Source organism: Nannocystis sp. RBIL2, assembly GCF_026626745.1.
GTDB lineage: Bacteria > Myxococcota_A > Polyangia > Nannocystales > Nannocystaceae > Nannocystis.
Genome location: NZ_JAPNJW010000001.1, coordinates 1894399 through 1915694, shown reverse-complemented (window position 1 = coordinate 1915694; position 21296 = coordinate 1894399). Strand labels below are relative to the sequence as shown.

The 21296-nt window shown below is 71.0% G+C and carries 14 protein-coding genes; 8 read left to right on the top strand and 6 right to left on the bottom strand.

Features of this window, described 5'->3' with window-relative positions; all coding sequences use genetic code 11:
- Positions 1-265: 265 nt before the first annotated feature.
- A complete protein-coding gene (locus tag OV090_RS07580; RefSeq protein ID WP_267702835.1) occupies positions 266-1294 on the top strand; it encodes a hypothetical protein in 1029 nt (342 codons plus the stop codon).
- A 171-nt stretch (positions 1295-1465) separates the two neighbouring features.
- On the top strand, positions 1466-3451 hold the full coding sequence (locus OV090_RS07575; protein WP_267702834.1) for a CotH kinase family protein: 1986 nt from the start codon (positions 1466-1468) through the stop codon (positions 3449-3451).
- A gap of 170 nt (positions 3452-3621) precedes the next feature.
- Here the strand turns inward: OV090_RS07575 and OV090_RS07570 are convergent, their stop codons facing one another.
- Positions 3622-7533, bottom strand: a complete 3912-nt coding sequence (locus OV090_RS07570; protein ID WP_267702833.1) for a serine/threonine-protein kinase — start codon at positions 7531-7533, stop codon at positions 3622-3624.
- Between the two features lie 235 nt (positions 7534-7768).
- On the opposite strand from OV090_RS07570, the gene OV090_RS07565 reads away from it, so the two are divergent.
- Positions 7769-9145, top strand: a complete 1377-nt coding sequence (locus tag OV090_RS07565) for a sigma 54-interacting transcriptional regulator (RefSeq protein ID WP_267702832.1) — start codon at positions 7769-7771, stop codon at positions 9143-9145.
- A gap of 186 nt (positions 9146-9331) precedes the next feature.
- Here the strand turns inward: OV090_RS07565 and OV090_RS07560 are convergent, their stop codons facing one another.
- From OV090_RS07560 to OV090_RS07550, 3 genes are all read right to left on the bottom strand, one after another.
- Positions 9332-9982 carry a hypothetical protein gene (locus OV090_RS07560; RefSeq protein ID WP_267702831.1) on the bottom strand — a complete coding sequence of 217 codons (651 nt, stop codon included), beginning with the start codon at positions 9980-9982 and terminating at the stop codon, positions 9332-9334.
- Positions 9983-10240: 258 nt separating this feature from the next.
- Complete coding sequence (rph, locus tag OV090_RS07555) at positions 10241-12913, bottom strand: rifamycin-inactivating phosphotransferase (RefSeq protein ID WP_267702830.1); 2673 nt, start codon at positions 12911-12913, stop codon at positions 10241-10243.
- Between the two features lie 295 nt (positions 12914-13208).
- On the bottom strand, positions 13209-13688 hold the full coding sequence (locus OV090_RS07550) for a hypothetical protein (protein ID WP_267702829.1): 480 nt from the start codon (positions 13686-13688) through the stop codon (positions 13209-13211).
- 285 nt (positions 13689-13973) lie between these two features.
- On the opposite strand from OV090_RS07550, the gene OV090_RS07545 reads away from it, so the two are divergent.
- The 5 genes from OV090_RS07545 to OV090_RS07525 all read left to right on the top strand — a co-directional run bounded on the left by OV090_RS07545 (position 13974) and on the right by OV090_RS07525 (position 19671).
- Positions 13974-14708, top strand: a complete 735-nt coding sequence (locus OV090_RS07545) for a hypothetical protein (protein ID WP_267702828.1) — start codon at positions 13974-13976, stop codon at positions 14706-14708.
- A 133-nt stretch (positions 14709-14841) separates the two neighbouring features.
- The gene (locus tag OV090_RS07540; protein WP_267702827.1) at positions 14842-15909 is read left to right on the top strand and encodes a hypothetical protein; all 1068 of its coding nucleotides are present in this window, start codon (positions 14842-14844) and stop codon (positions 15907-15909) included.
- Positions 15910-16069: 160 nt separating this feature from the next.
- Complete coding sequence (locus tag OV090_RS07535) at positions 16070-17317, top strand: hypothetical protein (RefSeq protein ID WP_267702826.1); 1248 nt, start codon at positions 16070-16072, stop codon at positions 17315-17317.
- A 735-nt stretch (positions 17318-18052) separates the two neighbouring features.
- Positions 18053-18241 (top strand): hypothetical protein, encoded by a 189-nt coding sequence (locus OV090_RS07530; RefSeq protein WP_267702825.1) that lies wholly within the window; start codon positions 18053-18055, stop codon positions 18239-18241.
- A 281-nt stretch (positions 18242-18522) separates the two neighbouring features.
- The gene (locus tag OV090_RS07525; RefSeq protein WP_267702824.1) at positions 18523-19671 is read left to right on the top strand and encodes a glutathione-independent formaldehyde dehydrogenase; all 1149 of its coding nucleotides are present in this window, start codon (positions 18523-18525) and stop codon (positions 19669-19671) included.
- A gap of 393 nt (positions 19672-20064) precedes the next feature.
- On the opposite strand, the gene OV090_RS07520 is transcribed toward OV090_RS07525, so the two are convergent.
- Together OV090_RS07520 and OV090_RS07515 are read right to left on the bottom strand one after the other, a co-directional pair.
- A complete protein-coding gene (locus OV090_RS07520; RefSeq protein WP_267702823.1) occupies positions 20065-20610 on the bottom strand; it encodes a thioredoxin domain-containing protein in 546 nt (181 codons plus the stop codon).
- A complete protein-coding gene (locus OV090_RS07515; RefSeq protein WP_267702822.1) occupies positions 20607-21128 on the bottom strand; it encodes a redoxin domain-containing protein in 522 nt (173 codons plus the stop codon). Before OV090_RS07515 ends, OV090_RS07520 begins: the two co-directional genes overlap by 4 nt.
- Positions 21129-21296: the final 168 nt, after the last annotated feature.

Here is a 21296-nt window from a genome sequence, read left to right as displayed (position 1 = left end):
GATGTTGGCGAATGTTCGTAGTCTCCGGAAATGCCACCACCGCGCGCTGTCACTTCGGGGCGTGAATTATCAATGACGTGACCGCGGCCACCGAGAGCTCGGCCTGCTCGCGGCCGGCGAGGACTTCACGAAACCGGAGGCCACGATCCGGTCGGGGGGCCCCGGACGACGGCGCGCATGGGCGGCCGCAGACCACGCCTTGCGTCGTGCGCCGCGCACGGACGGCCTGATCCGTGTAACCTCGAATGCGCCCATGCGACCGCGCGTGCCTCGACCCTCGCTCCTCGTCGGCGTCCTCGTCGCGTGTCAGCCCGCCCTCCCCGAGCCGATCTGGGAGGGCGAATACCTGCACTACGGCACGACCACCGACGCACCGGTGTGTCGCGGTTCGTTCGTCCTGCAGGAGCGTCACGCGGTGGAGCTGGCGCGGCTCATGGGCTTCGAATTGCCCGACGTCATCCGCTTCACCCGCCTCAAGCTTCGCCAGATCCGCCGGTACTGCGGCCGGCGAGCTCGCGGCTGCGCGTGGGACGACGAGCCCTACGCCTTCATGGCCGAGAGCAGCTACAACTTCCACGAGATCACCCACGTGGTCGCCAACCTCGGCGGCCTCTCCGGCCCGACCGCGTTCAACGAGGGGTTCGCCGAGGTGTTTCAGGACAACTCCGCGTCCATCCTCGCGGGGACCCCGCTCGCGCAGGTCCTGCACGGCGACGTCGACGACGTGATGGACTATCACACTGCGGGGCGGTTCGTCCGCTTCCTGCTCGAGCGCCACGGCCTCGAGCTGTTCGTCGAGTTCATGCGCTCGACCTGGCGCGACGCCGAATATGACGAGTTCGCGCCGATCTTCGCCGAGGTGTTCGGCGAGCCGATCGAGGCGGCGATGGCCGACTTCGCCGACTACCCGAATTGCAGCAGCCGGAGCAACCAGATCGCGCTCCTCGACTGCGCCCTGCCGCCGCAGCCGTGGGACGGCGCGACCCTCACCCTGGGCGCGGAAGTCTCGTGCGAGCAGGACGACGTCCTCGGGCCCGACAAGCTGGGCGGGATGTACACGAGCCGCGCCTTCGAGATCGCCGAGGCCGGGAGCTACCGCGTGACCGCGCCGGCCTCGACGGAGTGGTCGTTCATTTACGTCACCAAGTGCGGCTCGTGCCGGGACAGCGTCGAAGTGCCGATCGAACCCGGCACGTCGGAAGCTCACGAGCTCACGCCGGGCCGCTACTACGTCGAGTTCGGCCGCCGGGTCGGCGAGCCCGCCGAGCTCAGCCTGCAGATCGAGCAGCTCTGAGTCGTCCCCGCCGCGCTTGCCCGCGAAGGCGCGACCGCGCGGACAATCACCAGAGCTGCCCCGAAGGCCAGCTCGAGCGGTAGCGAGCCCGGGCTCCGGCGCGCCTTCGTGCGTGCGCCCGCAAACGCCGACCTCTCCCGGGCGTCTGCGTTCGGCGTACCGTCGCGGGTCATGGCCCGCACCGTCGCTTATCGCACCGTACCGCTCCTCCTCGCCGCCGCCTGCGCCACCCCGACGGCCCAGACCACCGACGCCACGACCGACGCCACGTCCACCGGCACGAGCGACGGCAGCGAGACCTCGACGATCCCCGGCACGACGACCGCGCCGACCACCGGCACCACCGATACGCCGACCACGGGCACCACCGACGCGCCGACCACCGAGACCACGATCGCGCCGACCACCGAGACCACCGAGACGACCGAGGGCACCTCGACCACCGAGGCGACTTCCACCACCACCGAGGCTACCGCGACCACGCAGGAGCCCGACACGACCACCAGCGGCACCACCGGCGAGGCCGACCCGTACCTCGAGGCCGAGCCGCTGTTCGCCTTCGGCGCCATGGCCGAGTTCGACATCACCCTCTCCGACGAGGCCATCGCCGACCTGAACGAGGACGGCAAGAAGTACACCAAGGGCGACCTGGTCGCGGTGATCGACGGCCAGACCTACGAGCTGCCGGAGATCGGCGTGCGCCTCAAGGGCAACTACGGCTCGTACCGCACCCTCGATCAGAAGGCCGCCTTCCTCCTCAACTTCGACCGCTACGTCGACGACCAGCTGCTTTTGGGCCTCGAGAAGCTGGCCGTCAACAACATGGTCCAGGACTGCAGCATGCAGCGGGAGATCCTCGGCTACTCGCTGTTCCGCGACGTCGGCATCCCCGCGCCGCGCGCCGGTCACGTGGTCGTGCGCGTCAACGGCGAGCCCTACGGCCTCTATACGGCGGTCGAGTCGGTCGACAACGAGCCCTACCTCGACCACTGGTACGGCAGCGACAAGGGCAGCATCTACGAGGGCGCCTACGGCAGCGACATCCGCAACGAGCTGGTGCCCTCGTTCGACCAGGACAACGGCGACGACGTCGCCTTCGCCGACCTCTACGAGTTCGCCGCCGCGCTCGACACCATGCTCGACCCGGCGAGCTTCACCAGCGACGTCGCTGCGATCCTCGACCTCGAGCGCTACCTCGACTTCGCGGCCACCGAGATCTACCTCGGTCACTGGGACGGCTACGCGTGGACCCGCAATAACTATTACGTCCACCGCCTGCAGGAGGACGGGGCGCTGTGGACGTTCATGCCGTGGGGCATCGACCAGATCTTGCGCGACCACCTCGATCCGTTCGGCGGCGGCGGACGGCTGGCGCAGATGTGCGCGGCGTCGCTGCCGTGCCGCGAGCTGCTGGCTGACAGCTTCGACCACGTGCTCATGCGCGTCGAGGCGCTCGACCTCGCGGGCGCCGCCGCCGAGCTCGGCGCGAGCATCGCCCCGGCGGTCGCCGCCGACCCGCGCAAGGAGTGCAGCAACGGCGACAACACCGCCGAGATCGCCGGCAACGTCGCGTTCTTCGAGCAGCGCGCCGCGACCGTCCAGGCCGGGCTCGCCTGCACCGTGCCGAGCGACGTCGACCTCGACGGCGACGGCTTCTCGGCCTGCATCGACGATTGCGACGACAACGACCCCGCGGTGCACCCGGGCGCGCAGGAGATGTGCGACCTCGACGACGACAATTGCAACGGGATCTGGGACGACGATCCGCTGTGCCCCCATTGCGTGGAGAAGGACCTCCCGGGTCCCGGCACCGCGCAGCTCTGCTTCGTCGCGTTGCCGTTCGCCGAGGCCGAGGCCGATTGCGTGGTCCAGGGCGGCCACCTGCTGTCGATCCCGAGCCAGGAGATCCAGGACTGGGTCGTCGCCGAGGCGTTCTCGATCGCCAACAACGACTGGTGGATCGGCCTCAACGACGTCGACGCCGAGGACGACTTCGTGTGGACCGACGGCACGCCGCTCGACTTCACGGCGTGGAACGAGGGCGAGCCCAACAACAGCGGCGAGGAGGACTGCGTCAACGTGCCGGCGTGGGCCGGCGGGCTGTGGAACGACCTGGCCTGCGACGCGCCGCGGCCTTACATCTGCCAGACGCCCTGAGGCTTGGCGCCGGGCAGCTCACGTCGACTCGCCGGCCTCGCCGGCGGCGACGCGGGCACGCGCTCGGCGCGGGAGCGCGTGCGGCCCCTGCATCGCGGTGCGACGGCGAGCCCTCGACGAGCGCGGCATGTCTATATGGCGAGAAGGACAGGTCCTGTCGGACATGTCCTTCAGGACCTGTGCGAAGATTTTCCGCCGGCCCGACCTTTGGCCCACGCGGCGGCGAGCGCGACGATTCGCGCGTGCTCGGGGATCGCCGTCAGGTAGCTCGCGCGCAGCTCGGGCGCGCCGATCCGGGCCGCGCGGGCGGACAGGTCGGCGTGGGCCGCCGCGAGCGCGGCGCGGGCCTCGTCGTCGCGGCCGAGGGCGTGCAGGGCCTCGGCGCGGATCAGCAGGGTGGCCGGCTGCTGCGGCGGGCGCAGGTCGTGGGCGGCGCGGGCGGCCAGCACCTCGTCGACCTGCTCGAGCGCCGCCGCGGCCTGCCCGGCGCCGAGGAGGATCGCGGCCAGGGTGGTGGCGGCGAGGTGGCGGTCGCCGGGCATCGGCGCCAGCAGGTGGCACGCGGTGCGGGCCTCGGCCTCGGCGCGGACCCGATCGCCCTGGCGCGCCAATGCCTCGGCGAGCTCGCGGCGCAGCAGGCCGACCCCGATCGGCCCCAGAGTGTGGGCGCCCTCGCGGCCGGCGATGAAGGCCTCGGCCTCGCGCACCGCCTCGGCGAGCGCGCCCTGGCCGACGAGCGCGGCGATCACCGCCGCGGTGCGGTAGACCGCGTAAGGCCCGTAGTCGACGCCGACCACGAAGGTGCTGCGCAGGGCCGCCTCTGCCGCCGCGTACTGACCGAGCAGCGTCAGGTTGAGGCCGATGGTGATCCGGCCGGCGAGGGCGCCGCGGCGGTGCTGCATCCTGGCGAACGCCGCCTCGCCGCGGCGACCGGCGGCGAGGGCCGCCTCCGGGCCGGCGACGTCGTGGGCGTCGAAGATCGCGTGCGACAGCCAGCGCCAGGCGTCGGCCAGCGGCTCGTCCGCGGCCAGCGGGTCGAGCAGCGCGTCCTGCCGGCGGACGATCGGCGCCACGCGCGGGTGCTCGCCGGCGAAGGTGAACAGCACCGTGATCGCCATCATCGTGAACGACAGGTTGGCCAGCGCCGCCGGCTCGACGCGGACGCTCACCAGCTGGTCGCCGAGCTGTCGCGCCCGCGCGAGGTCGCCGGCGAACAGCGCCGCGCTGAAGCCGGCCGCCAGGGCCGCGGTCCAGGCCACGCTGCCTGGCACGCAGCGGGCCAGCAGCTCGATCGCCCCTGCTTCGAAATCGCCGCGCCAGCCGTGCTCCTCGACGATCAGCGCCTCCAGGGCCACGCGCTCGGGGTCGGGCAGCTCGCAGCGCAGGCCGCGTTCCGCCAGGGCGATCGCGGTCGCGGGGTCGCCGGCGTAGCGCGCCAGCTCGACCGCGCGCACGTAGTAGAGGCCCGCGCGCGCCGAGTCGTGCCCGCGGGTGAAGTGCTCGGCGATCACCATCGGGTCGCGCTCCCCGGCGCGCTCGAGGTAGCTGGCGGCGAGGCGGTGGCCGAGCACCTGGTCCTCCGCGGTCAGGAGGGCGTAGGCCGCGTCGCGCACCAGCGCGTGGCGGAACGCGTACTCGACCTCGCCGGCCAGGCGCGTGTCGCTGCGCCGCTCGAGCAGCTCGGCGTCGAGCAGCGCCGCCAGCTGATGGTCGAGCTCGGCGGCCGCGCCCTCGCCGACGAGCGCCGCCACGCCGCCGCGCCAGAACGTCTCGCCGAACACGCTGGCCGCGTGCAGGGCCCGGCGCGCGCCGGCGTCGAGGCGGAGGAAGCGGACCTGCAGCATCGCCAGCACCGTCTCGGGCAGCGCCTCGCCCTTGTCCTCGGCGACGGCGCGGATGAGCTCCTCGAGGAACAGCGCGTTGCCGCCGGCCTGCTCGACCACGCGGGTCAGCAGGGTCTGGCTGACCTCCGCGCCCAGCACCCGCTGGATCAGTTGCTCGCAGGCGCGGCGGCGCAGGCCGCCGAGCTCGAGCTGCTGGCGCTCGCGGCCGTCCCACAGCCGCGGGAACAGCTCGCGCACCTCCGGTCGCGCCAGCGCCAGCACGAGCAGCGGCCGGTCGTCGAGCTCGCGCAGGGCCACGTCGCACAGGCGCACGGTCAGGCGGTCGCTCCAGTGCAGATCCTCGAGCACCAGGACCACCGGCTGCGCCGCACACTCGGCGCGCAGGAAGTCGAGGAAGGCGCGCTGGATCTGCTCGCTCATCAGCTCCGGCGCCTGCCTGGCGGCGCGCAGCGGCAGGTCATCGGGGTCGGCGAAGGGCACCCCGCACAGCTCGCCGAGGAAGCGGACCAGCCGGGGCGCCTCGTCGGGCGGCAGGCGGCGCCCGAGGCCGCGCTCCAGGCGGGCCTGGCTGTCCGCGTCGGACAGGCCGTCGCGCACGTCGCAGTGCTGGCGCAGGGCCCGGGCCAGCAGGCCGTACGGCGCCCCGGCGCTGATCGGGTCGCCGCGGCCGACCAGCACCGTCAGCTCCGGGCGCTGGATCCGCGTCCGGCGCAGGAATTCGTGGCGCAGGCGCGACTTGCCGACCCCGGGCGGCGCCGTGATCAGCATCGCCCGCGCGGCCCGGTCCTCGATGCACCCGGCCAGCAGCATGTCGAGCAGCGCCAGCTCCTGCTCGCGGCCCACGCACGGGGTCGGCTTGCCGAGCAGCGGCCGGGTCTCGTCGAGGCTGCTGCGCTCGCCGAGCAGGAGGTAGCAGCCGGTCGCCACGCGGTCGATCGCGTAGGCCGACTCGACCAGGCCGGCGGTCACGTCGTCGAGGCGGAGGCCGAGCTGCGCGACCGGGCCGGGCGCCAGCGGAGCGGCGACGAGCCGGGCCGCGCGCGACAGCGCCTCGCCGACCGGCAGCGCGCCGCGCAGGGTGCCGCGGCTGGTCACCAGGGCGATGATCGCGTGCGGCCAGCGCTCCTTGATCAGCAGGGCGCAGCGGACCGACTGCACCGCCTGATCGGTCGCGGTGCGGTGGCCGGTCTGGGCCAGGGTGGCGACGATCGAGCCGTCGGCCAGGCACTCGATCTTGAAGCCCTGCGGCAGCAGCTCGGCGCGCAGCTCGGTGTACTCGACGCGCGCGCGCTCGGCAGTCAGGGTCGCCTGGGTGTCGACGGGCGCGTGATCGGGGACGGCCAGGATCACGCTCAGGAACTGCAGCTCCGTGCCCGCCAGCGCCGGCGCGGCCGTGGGGCGCTCGGCCGGCCTCGGCTCGACGGTCCGCAGGGCCGCCAGCTCGGCCAGCTCGACCGCCAGCAGCGCGGCGTCTCGCGGGCGCTGGGCCGGGTCCTTGGCCAGCATGCGGGCCAGCAGCGCCTCGAGCGGCTCGGGCAGCTCGGGCCGGCGCGTGCGCAGCAGCGGGGCGTCCTCGAACAGGATCTTGGCCAGCAGCGCGGCGACGTGGTCGGCGACGAACGGCGGCTGGCCGGTGAGGCACTCGAACAGGACGCAGCCGAGCGAGAAGATGTCGGCGCCGGGCCCGAGCTCGCGCTCGCCGCGGGCCTGCTCGGGCGCCATGTAGCCGGGCGTGCCGATGGCGATGCCGGTGCGCGTCATCGGCGGCGACAGCGACAGGTGCGCGACCCCGAAGTCGAGCAGCGTCACGCGCTCGACGTCGCCGTCGCGGAGGAACAGGTTCGACGGCTTGATGTCGCGGTGGATGACCCCGGCCCGGTGCGCCGTCGCCAGCGCCCCGGCGATCCGATGGGCCAGGGTCAGGCTCTCGGCCAGGCCGAGCGGCGCGGCGGCGAGGCGGCGCGCCAGGTCCTCGCCCTGCAGCCACTCCATCGCCAGGAACGGCTGCCCCGCCGGCGTGTGCCCGTGCGCCACGTGAGCGACGATCGCCGGGTGACGCAGCGCGGCCAGCAGCTGGCCCTCGCGTTCGAACCGCTGCATCTCCCGCGGGTCGCGGCCGCTGCCGTGCAGCAGCTTCAGCGCGACCGTCCGGCCGGTCGCGTGGTCGCGGGCGCGGTACACCATCGCCATGCCGCCGCTGCCCGCGAGCGTCTCGAGCTCGAAGCGGTGCAGGATCATCGTGCCAGCGAGTTCGGCAGGCGGCATCAGGACCCAGAAGAGTGACCGGAGGCCGCGGCGAAATTGCGGGCGGCGAGAGAAATCGGCGCGGCCAGGGGCGCACCGTAACACAGCCATATGGCCACGAGCCGGCCGTTCCCGCCGTCGCGCGATGGGCGCTCCATGAGGGCTGCCGCGCGCGAGCGGCCGATGCAGGCCCGGTCCACGGCCGGCGCCGGCATTTTATACTCCGCGGGTGCATCACGGCGCGACGATCGGCCGCAGCGAGGTCCGGGGCCAGGGCGACGCCCCGGGAGAGCCGCTCCCTGGGCTCGTGTTGGTGTTCTCCGAGCGTCGGCCCCGGCTCGCCGCGCTGCCGCTGACCTCCGAAGGCCTGGTGATCGGGCGCGGCGAGTCGCTCGGGGTCACCCTCACCGACGCCCGGATGTCGCGCCAGCACGCCGAGGTGCGCCTCGACGGCGAGCGCATCAGCGTGCAGGACCTCGGCAGCCGCAACGGCAGCCAGGTCGACGGCGAGCAGGCGCGCCCGCGCACCTGGGTGCCCGCGCGCCGGCTCGTGCGCCTCGGCGACTCGCTGTTCCTGGTGAGCCCGGATGTCCGGCCGTTCCTCCGCGCCGAGGTGCTGCAGACGCCGGACGGCCGCGTGATGGGCCCGTCCACCCAGGCCATCGCCGCCGCGATCGGCCGCGCCGCCCAGGCCGGCGGCACCGTGCACATCTCGGGCGAGAGCGGCGTCGGCAAGGAGGCCGCCGCGCGGTCGTTCCACGAGCTCGGCCCGAGCGCGCGCGGCCCCTTCATCGCCGTCAACTGCGCCGCGATCCCCGAGGGCATCGCCGAGCGCCTGCTGTTCGGCGCCCGGCGAGGCGCCTACTCCGGGGCCGCCGGCGACGCCGAGGGCTACGTGCAGGCCGCCCACGGCGGCACCCTCTTCCTCGACGAGATCGGCGACCTCGATCTCCAGGTCCAGGGCAAGCTGCTGCGCGTGCTCGAGAGCAAGGAGGTGCTGGCCCTCGGCGCCACGCGCCCGCGCCCGGTCGAGCTGCGCGTCTGCTCGGCGACGCACAAGGATCTGCGGGCCCAGGTCGCCGCCGGTCGCCTGCGCGAGGACCTGTACTTCCGCGTCGCTCGGCCCGAGATCGTCATCCCCCCGCTGCGCGAGCGCCTCGAAGAGCTGCCGTGGCTGATCGCCGCGACCCTGGAGCACGTGCGCCCCGAGCTGGGGGCCGACGCGTCGCTGGTCGAGACCTGCCTGCTGCGCCCGTGGCCCGGCAACATCCGCGAGCTGATCACGGAGATCCGGGCCGCCGGCCACGAGGCGGCAGTCACCGGCGCGACGAAGGTCCTGCCGGCCCACCTCGGCCCGCGCGCCGGCCTGGCGTTCGCGCCGGCCCCACCGACGAGCCCCGAGCCGGCGAGCCCCCGCCCGTCGCCGCTGCCCGCCGACCCGCGCGCCCCGGAGGCCCGCCCGATCCTGCTGGCGGCCCTGCGCGAGTGCAACGGGAACGTCTCGGGCGCAGCGCGCCTGCTCGGCCTGCACCGCACGCAGCTGCGCCGACTCATCGCTCATCACGCGATCGACGTCCGCGAGTCCGCCGCGGCCTCCGAGGAGTGATGGCGTGGTCGTGTTGATGGCAATGAGGCGGCGCTCGCGGAGCAATGCGCAGACTCGTGTCTCGTGAGCGATCCTCGGGCAGGGCGGTGCTCGGGGTTGATGTGCAGAGTCCGCGAGCGCCGAGCGCGGGTCCATACATTTGCAGCATCCTCGTGATTCTGCCCGACGCGGCGGCGAGCGCGACGCTCACAGCGTGGTGGGCGTCAGGGTGACGCTGTACCAGGCGTGATCGCGGGCCGGCGCCGGGGCATTGCGCAGGGTGAAGGTCGTGTCGGAGCCGGCGGCGATCGGGTACCCGGAGGGCACGGCGTCGGAGAGCACGTACCAGGTGATGCTGCCGGTCCAGTAGGTCTGGGTGCCGGTGGGCGGGGACAGGTCGAAGGCGATGCCGAGGTTGTCGGAGTTGCTGGTGGAGCGGTAGAAGGCGGCGGGTGGCGCGACGTTGACGGGGGTCCACATCCAGCTGGAGAGGTAAGCGGGCATGGTGAACTCGGCCAGGGCGCCCGCGACCGGGAAGCCCGGCACCGCGCCCGACGGCAGCGGCTGGGAGCCAGCCGAGCCGTCGATGCGCAGGGTCGCACCCGGCGAGGCGGCGTCGATTGCGGCGAGGAAGCTGGCGGGCAAGCTCCAGTGCTCCTTGCCGCCGAGGTAGCCCGAGAAGGCGGTCTTGGCCGACAAGGTCGCGGCCGAGTGACTGACGATCCCGTCGCTGACGGTCAGCTCGTACACGGAATAGATTTTAAAACCCGGATCGAGCTGAAACGCCTGCAGGGGAGCGGCAGCGCCGAGGAGGATCGCGGGGACGGACAAACAAAGCAGACGACGGGACAGATGCATGGCAAAGACTCCGGGGGTCGCGGCCGGGTCCATCCCGGAGCTCGCGCCCACAGCATGCTCAGCAAACCGCGTGCCACTCGCCGCATGCGTTCGCGTACGCCTCACGAGGTCGCTGTGCCGTGATTCGCCTGCCGCGACCGCAAACCGCCGCTCGTCCTTTCCGTGGCACAGTGCCGGCACGGCCTGGCACAGTGCCGGTCGCTCGTGGCCGCGGTCAGCCCGACGCCGTTCGGCGGCAGGGGAGGGCACGTACCTCTGTCACGTCAGGATCTCGACGTACCCGTCCGTCCCGTGCACGCGGATGCGTTGCCCGTCGCGGATCAGCCGGGTCGCATGCTCCACGCCGACGACGGCCGGCAGGCCGTATTCCCGGGCGATCACCGCGCCGTGGGTCATCAGGCCGCCCACCTCGGCCACCAGGCCTTTGATCGACACGAACAACGGCGTCCAGCTGGGATCGGTGAAGGTGGTGACCAGGATGTCGCCCTCCTCCATATGGGCATCGGCCATGTCCGCGAGGACGCGGGCCCGCCCCTCGACGACGCCCGAGGACACCGCTTGCCCGACGATGGCGCCGGCGGGCAAATGGTCGCGTTTGTACGCACCTGCCACGATCTCTCCCTCGGACGTGATGACGCGCGGTGGCGTCAGCTTCTCGTGGAGCTCGTGCTCGGCCTTGCGGTCGCCGACGATCTGGCCGTCCAGCTGATGCGTGCGCACGACCTCGCGGAGCTCGCCGAAGGTGAGGTAGTGGATGTCATCGGCGTCGAAGATCACGCCTGCCTGCACGAGCCGCTCGGCCTCTCGCTTCAACGCCTGCTTGTAGACGAAGTAGCGATTGACGAGGTCGTACTTCGGATACTCGCGATACCCGGCGAAGTTCCGCAGGCGATCGATCATCCGCTGGGCTTCGCCGGCCTTGTGCTCGCCATCCGGCAGCCGCCTCGACCTGTCCAACAGAGCTTGCGCCTGCTGCAGGGCCTCCTGCCGCCCCTGGGCGAACTTCCGCGCCCCGGCGCCCGGGGTGAAGTTCTTGATGTTGCTCAGGATCAAGGGCACCAGGGCGGTCGGCTTCTCGCTCCAGCGGGCCCTCGTGATGTCGATCTCCCCCGCGCACCGCATGCCGTACTTGTCGAGGTAAGCCCGGATGGCGTCCCGGGCCTCCTGCCCGCCGTCGAGCGCGACCAACTCGTCCAGGAAGTCCTCGTGCTTCACGCGCTGCAATCGAGCGATCACCTCCGGATACGGGCGGATCGCGTCGGCGACGTCCAGCAGCGCCAGGCCCATCTCCGAGGTGATGTTGTTCGCCACGGACTGGGACAGCGTATCCGCGACGTTCTTCTCGCCCAGCCACGTCGACATCTTCTCGTTCAACCACGCCGAGGCGTTCATGCCCGCCATGATCGCGCCCATGCTCCGCGGCTCGAGCATCGACTTCTTCCATTGCTGGATGTCCTCGACGATGAAGTCGAACAGCGCAGTCCCGGCCTTGGTTCGGATGTCGCGCTTCAGCGCCGCGAGCGCGGCCCGGCTGCGCTCGATCAGCTCCGCGACGATGGCAGGATCGTCGTCGATTTGCGCACCGGAGCCCGCGAGCGCCAAGACTTGGCTGCCCTGGCCGGGCGGCGAGGGCGTGGCGTCGTCGGGCAGCGTTTGGATGAAGTCGCCCCGCTCGATGAGGGTCTGGAGGGCGTCTCTCATGAGCGGATGGGTGCGCCCGAGCATGTCCAGGAAGGCGTCCCGGGTGGCCGGGGAAGCCAGCTGCTTCGCGGGATCGACGAACAACCTGCCACCCGCCGGGTGCATGGGCCCGCCCGCGGCCAGCTGGAACACGGACAGCCCCAGGGGCTTCATGGCGTCGGTCATCATCTGTTGGTGGCCGACCGAAATGTAGACACGGTTGGCTCGTTCGCCGCCTTCGGGGATGGGGTACAGCGTGGTGATCGGCCGGCTCTGGACGATGTGGAACTCGTCCTCGACGAGGCACCATTCGATGTCCTGGGGGTGGCCGAAGTGCCTTTCGATCTGCCGACCCAGGCGCTCCAGCTGCAGCATCTGGGCCTCCGTCAGCACCTGTCCGCGCTGCCGTTCGGGGTCGAGCGGCCGTTCCTCGGTGCCGCCCTCGTCCAGGGCGTACGTCGCCAGCGTCTTGGTGGCGATCGTCTTCTCGATGATCCGGCCGTCCCGCAGCTTGTAGCTGTCGGCGCGCGTCAGACCGGCGACCAGCGCCTCTCCCAGGCCGAAGCCGGCGTCGATCGACGTCACCTTGCGATTCGACGTGACTGGATCGGCGGTGAACAGGATCCCCGCCGCCTGCGGAGAGACCATCTTCTGCACCACCACCGCCATGTGGACCTTGCGGTGGTCGAAGCCGTGCTGGATCCGGTAGGACACCGCCCGCTCGGTGAAGAGCGACGCCCAGCAGCGGCGCACGTGCGTCACGATCGCCTGCGCCCCGCGGACGTTCAGGAACGTGTCCTGCTGGCCCGCGAAGGACGCTCCCGGCAGGTCCTCCGCGGTCGCGCTCGACCGTACTGCGTAGGCATCGTCCGCGCCGAGCCTGGAGAGCGCCTGGCTGATCGCGTCTCGCAGGTCGTCAGGGATGGCCGTCGCTTCGATGATTCGCCGCAGCTCGCCGCTGAGCTCCCGGATCGTGTCCCGGTCGCTCGCCGCGAGCGACGACAGTCGATCGAGCAACGCTCCGATCGGCGGCGCGTCTCCGACGATCCGCTGAAAGGCCTCGGTCGTGACGCAAAAGCCGGCGGGCACGCGAATGCCGGCGAGCCTGGCGAGCTCCCCCAGGTTCGCGCCTTTCCCCCCGACCACTTTGGCCTTCGTTCGATCGACCTCCTCGAGGCCAAGCACATCGGTCCGCGTCAGACCCGTCGACTGGTTCCCGGCGATCACCACTGCCTGCTTCGTCGTCGTCATGGCCGAGGACTCTGCGGCATGCACGGGGGCTTGCTGCAAGCCCCCGTGTCTGATATAACCTGGACATGGAGAGAGACGCGAGTCGCTCTCCTTTTTCGTTTCGCGCGTGCCGTCTGCAAATGCAGACGTGCGCTTCGACGCTCACCAGTCAGATGAATCGCAGGCCCTCGTCGGCGAGGCGAATGACCTCGGTGCATGATATGGATGAGGCGGGTCCATCGCGCGCCGGCGAGGGCATCGGCGCGCGATGGGAGCGAGCCGTAAGGTCCCTGCGCCCGCGCAGGCGCTCACGGGGTCAGCCGAGGCACCAGTCACCCAGCGGAGCCATGTGTGCGATCCAGGTCGGGTCGGCGGCGCGGAGGCGCAGGAGCCGGTGGACCCCGCCGATGCGAGAGAGCTCGACCTCGCGGACGATGCGTGGGGCGGCCTCGCTGAACTCCCACCAGTCGTCATCGCTCGCGTGCTCGCGTCGCGGGCGCGACACCTGTGCGAGCCGGTCGAGCTCCGCTGCGTGTGCGTGGCCTTCGACCGCGGTGATCAGCGTCGGCGTTGTGTGTGGCCTTTTGCTAGCGACGGTCCACTTGGCGTCGGTCCAGAACCCGACGATGCACTGGAGGGCGACGAACTCGAGCGCGTTGAAGCAGTCGAGGTCCCACGAGTCGGCGCCCTCGCCGTAGCTGGCGAGCACGACCTCGAGAGTCACCCGATCGCCCTCGCTGGCGACGACCCGCGCGTCGCCTCGGGGCTTCCAGAAGTACGTGCGCCGGGACGACACCGGCCGATGATGTCCGCGCCGAGGTGGGGGCGTCAACGCTGGTCGCGCCTGACGCCCCCGGCGACGCGCGAACGCGGCCCGGCAAGTGACCGGCGACCGGTGATTTGGTGTCGGAGACTTCGTGCATCCCTCGCGCGACGTGCCGAGCGAGTCGTGCGATGATCGCGGCGCCTGATGTCACAGCAGCTCGTGATCATGATCGATTGGTCCGCGTCCTCGACGAGAGGCCCGGCCAAGGAGTCACCGGACCGCTGCTGGCTCGCATGGGGCCGCCGTGGACAGGCCATGCGCCCGCCACCGGTGTACTGCAGAACGCGCGGCGACTGCATGGACCAGGTCGAGGCGCTGTTGCGCGAGCACCCCGGCGGGGCGCTGATCGGCTTCGACTTCCCGATCGGCTACCCGCGCGCCGAGGATGACCGGCCAGTGCTCCCCGAAGGCCGTGCGCTGGTCGAGACCATCGCGGCGCAGATCGTCGACCGGCCTGACGGGACCAGCAATCGCTTCGCCGTCGCCGCGGCGCTCAATCGGCAGATCCGTCAGCGCACCGGTCGCGCGCAAGGCCCGTTCTGGGGCGTACCGGCCGCGCAGGCCACCGCCGACGTTACCGTCAAAAAGCCGCGTGAGACCGGCGTCGCCGAGTACCGCCCGGTCGAGCGGATGCTGCGCGACCGCAGGCGCAACATTCAATCCGCGTGGAAGCTGCTCGGCGCTGGCTCGGTCGGCTCGCAGGCGTTGCTCGGCCTGCCGGCTGTCGCCCGCGTGCTGCGCCTCGCCGGCCCGCGCGGCCGCCTGTGGCCATTCGAGGCGGTCGACCGCGAGGACGCCCTCGTGGTCGCAGAGATCTGGCCGACACTCGGCGATTTTCTCAGCAGCCGCTACTCTGGTGTGGCGATCAAGGACGCGCGGCAGGTCCTGGCGATGCGCGACGCGGTGCTGGACGAGCCCGAACGCATGCGCGCCGAATTGCTCGCGCCGCCCTCCGAGCCGACCGGCTGGATCCTCGGCGTACCGCGGTGACGTGAGAGACGGCGCGAAGCCGACGCACCATTGCCGCGGTGAGACGCTCCCTCGTCGGCGAGGGTTGCATCCGGGCCACTGTTGCCGAGCCCGGTCTCGATCCGCCCTCTCCCGGCCTCGGCACGAGCTCGCCGTGCATGCAGATCTCGAGCTTCCCGGGCGCTGGATCGGGTACGATGACATCGAGGCCTCCATGCTCTCGTCGTCGCTGTCTTCGTCCGCCCCGCATCGTCGACCCGCCCGCTCTCGTGCCGCTCGGCGCACGGCTTTCCAGCGTGGCGAGCGCGTACGCCTGCGCGCCCATTTCCGCGAGGTGATGGCCGAGCTGCGCGCGCGCGACGTTTCGGAACTGAGCGACGCGCAGCGGCAGGCCCGGGCGCGGCTGATCGCGGAGCTCGAGCGCTACGCCGCCGCGGGGCGGTTCCCGCACAACCACTGCGTCCCCGGTCACCGCGTGCCGGTGTTCGTCGATGGTCACGGCACGCGTTGCGCAGTAGCCCACCTGATCGAGTCGACCGGACACGCTGCCCTGGTCGCGCGGGTGGCCGCGAGCCGCAATCTGGGGTGGATCCACGAGATCGCGGCCGACGCCGAGCTGCGGCGCTGGCTCGACGAGTGCGGCATCTCGGCGGCGGAAGCCGGGCGGATCCAGCCGAGCTATTGCTTCAGTACCAAGGCCGAGGCTTGCTTCTGCAACGGTCAGGACGACGCGGTCGGCGTGATCGAAGCCACGTACCTGGCGGAGGGCGCCGAGTATACGTTCACTGCCCGGGTCGACGCCGTACACGGCGGAGTCAATGCGAAGGTCGGGGACGAGATCGTCGTCACCGAGTACGGCGAGCTCGACAGCGATTCGATGCTCATCGTGGTGGGCTGGGGCGACGAATCTTATGACTCGCCGAGCGCGGTGCGAGCCGACGGGACGGTCGATCCGGGCTGCTATTACAAGGTGCCGCCGCTCCGGAAGGAGGATGCGATCGACGCGGTGCTCTCGGGCGACTGCGTCGCGCACCTCGGTGAGCTCCATCGCAAGTGGTCGCAGTCCATCTGCCGCAGCAATGGCTGCGACTGCGCTCAAGACGACAACCCAGACCCCTTCAGCGTGGCGCTGCTGGCCACGCTCGTCGGCTGGCGCACGATGCGACGCCGACGCGATCGCAAGCGACGGAACGGCGTCGAGGGAAAACCTGGCCCTGGTTGATCGAGGGCCGCCGGGCCGCACGGCGGCGGCACGTTTCTACCTCGAACCGGTAGACGGCGCCTGATCCGGCGATACGAGTCATCGGCGATCCGCCCGGCCGGAGACGGCACGGACCCGGGCCTTGGCGACGCCGTGGCCCGCGGCCGTGTTACCTTCGCGCGTGTCGATCGACTTCACGATCCTCTGCACGCAGTCCCCCGAGCGTTTCCTGCGCAAGCGAACCGAGTGGCTCAAGTGGAACGCCCGCCGCCGGTCGGGCAGCTTCGGCGGCATGTCGCTGTCGTGGACCGACCTCGAGGATACCGATCCGCTGCCCGAACCCGAGTGGGCAGAGCGGGTCGTCGCGGTGATCCGCGCCGACGGCCGGCTGAGCGACGACACGTACGACGACTTCGACAGCTGGACGGCGGCGCTCGCCGACGCGACTCACGGAGCGGTGTATAGCCACCCGTCCGGCCGCTTCACTCACATCTGGGCCGACGCCGACCCGAAGCGCACGGCCGCGCGCACGCGCGAGCTGCTCGACGCCGGTGACTTCGCCGGGCTCGCCGCGTGGATCCGCGAGCTGGTGGCGGCGCAGCAGCGGGCGGTCAACGCCGCGGGGTCGCAGCTGCACTGGATCGGCGAGGTTGCGATTCCGGAGCTCGAGCGGCGAGTCGCCGCCGGGGACGCCGCCTCGGCGCCAGCGCTCGTCGCCCTGCACGACGTCCTGGGCGGCCGACCCGACCCCGGGCAGATCGACGCGCTGGTGCTGGCCGCCGCCGCGCTGCCGGAGCTCGCGGGCGACACGGCGGTGCAGAGGAAGGCCGCCGCGCTGCAGGAGCGGCGGCTGCGGGCCGAGGCCGCGGCAGCCCCGTTGCCCGCCGATCTCCCCGCGCTCCAGCGGCTCCTCGATGACGCGCTGGGCGGAGATCCGGCCGCCCTCGCGCGGCTCGATCGCTTCACCGGATACGAGCTCGACGCTACGGCCATTCGGCAGAAGCTCGTGATCGAGCTGGCGAAGTCCGGCCGCGGGCTGCCAATCTCGCTGAGCTGCCGCCTGATCGAGCACGTCTATCACGTGCCTGAGCTGCAGAGCGCGGCGAAGCGGGAGGCGTTCGCCGCTTACGGTTCGCTGGCGCGTCAGATCGCCGAGCGCCTCGCCGAACAGGAGCGTCGCACGCAAGAAAATCGCCGCGCGCGGACCCAGCACATCGCCCAGCGCACGGCCGAGTACGACGCGCTCTACGGCCGCGATCGCAAGCGTCCGCGCATGCCGGACGACCTCCTCGCGCTGATCCGCCGCGGCCAGCTGACCGCGGCGCTCGCCGCCTACCGCGAGCGCTTCCCGGCACTCGCCAATCAGGCCGCTCAGGCGATCGAAGACGCTCGCGCCCACTTCGCGCCCAAGACGGCGCCGCTGGGGTGAGCCGGTCCCCTTCGCACCGAGACTGACGGGCGAAGAGCGACTGGATGTCCCAAAGGCCAGGACCGAGGAGTCGGGGTGATCCGATCGGGAGACAAGATTCCGAGCAATCGTCGGTGCTCGGAATCTTCGATCGACTTCCTCCTGCTCTCACTGTTCGAAGCAGTAACTACGCGGATTTGCCAACTCTTTGATCGCACTCGCCTTTCGCCCCAAGTCCGCGTCCTGATTTACAAATTAGCGCTCTAATCGAACGCCCGCGAGTCCCCACGGATCGCGGGCGTCGACCTGTGTCGGGGAGACGTCGGGGAGACGCTCCAGGTCGGGACGAAGCCCCTGGCGGGACTGCGGCCCAGACCCGCTCAGGGAAGGTCGGAGCAGTAGCTGTGGAACAAGTTCTAAGCTTTAGCAAACCCCGCGCCAAGGACAGCGCAGCCCTGAATTCTCGAAAATGCGCGGGGGGTTGCTGATGCTCGGTTTGTTCTGCGGTTATCTGCGTCGTTCCGGTTTCGTCCCAGAGTCTGTCACAGGTCCCGACCTGTGACAGATTCTTGCGCTAGCGAGCGTTCCGGCTCCGCTGTCGAGGCGGAAACGCCGTCTCCTCCGCGGACAGTTCCGTGGCGGCGCGAGCTCGGGCCCGCCGGATCCAGCGCGTCCGCGGCATCGCCCGCGTCGATCACCCATGGGCCTCCGCGGTCGTTGATCGCCGCTCCGCTGAGGAGGTCCGTCGCCGATGCCGTGAAGTCGACTTCGCTGTACGCCTTGTCGATCCGGATGACCCAGTTGACCGGCGCGCACGCACGCGGCTCCCCCGGCTTCGCCGAGCGACGCGACGGCACCCCGGTCGCGGCGGTGTCGACAACGGCGCCCGCTACAATCGGACAGGAGCGAAGGAACATCGCCGCGCCGGCGCTGCCTGCGCATTGAAAGGCCGCGCCACTCGAGGCAGTGATGAGCAGTGGTGTGCATATTCGCCCGGGGGCGCGTCATGACGTATCCCGGCGGGAAGACGGCGCAGCGGGGAGAGCGACTGCGCTTATTTGCCGACGCGCGGCTCTGTCGACGACGGCGCGCGCGGAACGGCCGTGCGCACCATCCAGAGTCCCGCCGAGCCGCGCGTACGATTTTGCGCGGCGATACGGGAGGACGCCGCGCTGGCGCCCAGACCCGCCTGGACCAGAGTGCCCGGGTACACCACAGGAGAAGCCATGAAAGCGCTCGTATACCGCGGCCCACGCGACGTCAAGGTGCAGAACGTGCCCGATCCCAAGATTGAGGATCCGAAAGACGTCATCATCAAGGTCCACACTACCAACATTTGCGGCTCCGACCTGCACATGTACGAAGGCCGGACGACGCTCGAGGAGGGGCGGGTCCTCGGGCACGAGAACGTCGGCGAGGTGATCGAGGTCGGCAAGAACGTCTGGAAGCTGAAGAAGGGCGACTGGGTGTGCGTGCCGTTCAACGTCTCGTGCGGCGCGTGTGCGAACTGCGAGCGCGGCCTCACCGGGTACTGCCTCGTCACCAACACCACCGACCCGCACACCGCAGGGGCGGCGCTCGGCTTCGCGGGCATGGGGCCGTATAATGGCGGGCAGGCCGAGTATCTGCGCGTGCCGTTCGGCGACTTCAACTGCCTGCGATTGCCGGAGGACGCGCCGGAGCGGCAGATCGACTACGTCATGCTCGCCGACATTTTCCCGACCGGTTATCATGCGACCGAGCTGGCGCGGATGCGGCCCGGGGACTCCGTCGTCATCTATGGTGCCGGGCCGGTAGGCCTGATGGCGGCGTACTCGGCGGTCATCAAGGGCGCCAGCAAGATCATGGTCGTCGATCGTCACTCCGACCGGCTCGCGCTAGCCGAGAAGATCGGCGCGATCCCGATCGACTTCTCCAAGGTCGATCCAGTCGAGGAGGTCCTGAAGCTCACCAGAGGCAGGGGCGCCGACAGCGGCTGCGAGTGCGTCGGCTACCAGGCGCAGGACGCGGCGGGCAACGAGCAGGCCAACATCACGCTGAACAACCTCGTCCACTCGGTGAAGTTCACCGGCGGGATCGGCGTGGTCGGGGTCTTCGTTCCGGAAGATCCGGGGGCCCAGGACGAGCTGGGCAAGCAGGGGAAGCTCGTCTTCGACTACGGCATGTACTGGTTCAAGGGCCAGTCCATGGCGACCGGCCAGACCAATGTGAAGGCGTACAACCGCCAGCTCCTCCGGCTCGTCACGTCCGGCAAGGCGCTGCCGTCTTTCGTGGTCTCGCACGAGCTGCCGCTTTCGTCCGCGCCGGAGGCATACAAGCACTTCGACCGGCGCGACCACGGCTGGACCAAGGTCTGTCTCAAGCCCCACCTGTAGTTGCGGGAGGGCGACCGCGATCTGCGAGAAGATCACGCGGCTGCAGATCGACCAGGACAACGTCACGTCGGGCAAGCCCGAAGACTGGTATGCCACGGTCCTGGACGCCGGCCGGTCGCCGGCCATCAGCGGTAGCGCCCCAATGTCCAGGGCTGTCAAGGACGAGGAGGCGATCAATCAAGGTGACGCTGGAGTAGCCTGGGGATGTTCAAGTGCGGCGCTCGCGCCGGAGCTCCCGGGCCCTCGCCGCCCTGGCCGTGTGCGCCCATCAGCGAGGAGTAGCGCGAACAGCTGCGGCGGCGCCTCAAAGGCGGCTGTGGGGATTCGACCCGTGTTCCGACACCGGCGACCCCGGGCCGACCTGCGGCTCGGTCCGAGCCAATCGCCGTCTCGTCACCCGTGCGCCTGGAGGCGCTCGGTCGGGTCCATCGTCAGCGCCGCGAGCAGCGAGTCGAAGTCGTGCGCGCCGTCGTGTCGGCGCCCGTTGATGAAGAACGTCGGCGTCCCGCCGACCCCGCTGATCGCCCCGCTATGAACATGGGCGCGGATCTTGCCGAGGTGACGGTGGGAGCGCAGATCGTCGGCGAAGCGTTCCATGTCGAGCCCGAGCGCGCGCGCGTGTCGCTCGAGGTGCGGCAGGCTCAGCGCGCGCTGGTCTCCGTACAGCAGATCATGCATGTCCCAGAACTTCCCCTGCGCGCCCGCAGCCTCGGCGGCCTGGGCGGCGAGCTCGGCGTGGGGGTGCGCGCCGACCAGCGGGAAGTGGCGGAACGCGAAGCACAATCGGTCGCCGAGCGCGGCCCTCAGCGCCGCAATGGTCCGGTGGGCTTGGCCGCAGTACGGACATTCGTAATCGCCGAACTCGACCAGTTGGATCGGCGCCGACAACGGCCCGCGCAGGTGATCGTCGGGGTCGAGGGTTGGCTTGAGCGTGCTCATGGGTGTGTCTCGTGTTGTTGTCGGGGTCGCGTCTGGGGCGGCTCGCCCGGACGCAGCCGCTCGAGCGCCGCGAGGATCCCGTCGGCGCCGGGGTTGACGCCGCTCGGCGACAGGTAGCTCCACGCGATCCGCCCATCGCCGTCGATCACGAACAGCGCCCGCTCGCAGACCCCTTCCCTGTCGTCGTAGGCGCCGTACGTCCGGCCGACCGCCCCCTTGGGCTCGAAGTCGGCGAGCAAAGGGAAGCCGAGCCGGCGGTCGCGGGCGAACGCGAGGTGGCACCACACGCCGTCGGTCGAGATTGCGAGCAGTTGCGCGTCGTGGGTGCGGAACTCGTCGAGGATCTGGTTGTAGACGCTCATCTGATCGCCGCAGACCGGGCTCCAGTCGGCCGGGTAGAACGCGAGGACGACCGGCCGGCCGCGGAAGTCGGACAGCGAGACGGTCTGATCCGGCGTCGCCTTGAGCGTGAAATCGGGGGCCTCCACACCGGGCTGGAGAATGGTCGATCGTTGCACGCGACAAAGCTGATCCCCGCACGCCGGATGTCAATGCGTAATGGGTCGACGGATGCCACGGCGGTGCCCCCGCCGCGTCGCGCGCGAGCGCGGCGCGTGACGGCGCGCGGCGGGGCGGCTCGCCGCTGCGAGGCCGTCCGGCGACCTCCGGCAGCCTTTTGCGCGGGC

Bases quoted from the DNA above. Each gene is read 5' to 3' on its own strand.
- OV090_RS07570 (WP_267702833.1), bottom strand. From the start codon at position 7,533: ATGATCCTGCACCGCTTCGAGCTCGAGACGCTCGCGGGCAGCGGCGGC.
- OV090_RS07525 (WP_267702824.1), top strand. From the start codon at position 18,523: ATGAAAGCGCTCGTATACCGCGGCCCACGCGACGTCAAGGTGCAGAAC.
- OV090_RS07575 (WP_267702834.1), top strand. From the start codon at position 1,466: ATGGCCCGCACCGTCGCTTATCGCACCGTACCGCTCCTCCTCGCCGCC.
- rph (WP_267702830.1), bottom strand. From the start codon at position 12,913: ATGACGACGACGAAGCAGGCAGTGGTGATCGCCGGGAACCAGTCGACG.
- OV090_RS07520 (WP_267702823.1), bottom strand. From the start codon at position 20,610: ATGAGCACGCTCAAGCCAACCCTCGACCCCGACGATCACCTGCGCGGG.
- OV090_RS07560 (WP_267702831.1), bottom strand. From the start codon at position 9,982: ATGCATCTGTCCCGTCGTCTGCTTTGTTTGTCCGTCCCCGCGATCCTC.
- OV090_RS07545 (WP_267702828.1), top strand. From the start codon at position 13,974: ATGCGCCCGCCACCGGTGTACTGCAGAACGCGCGGCGACTGCATGGAC.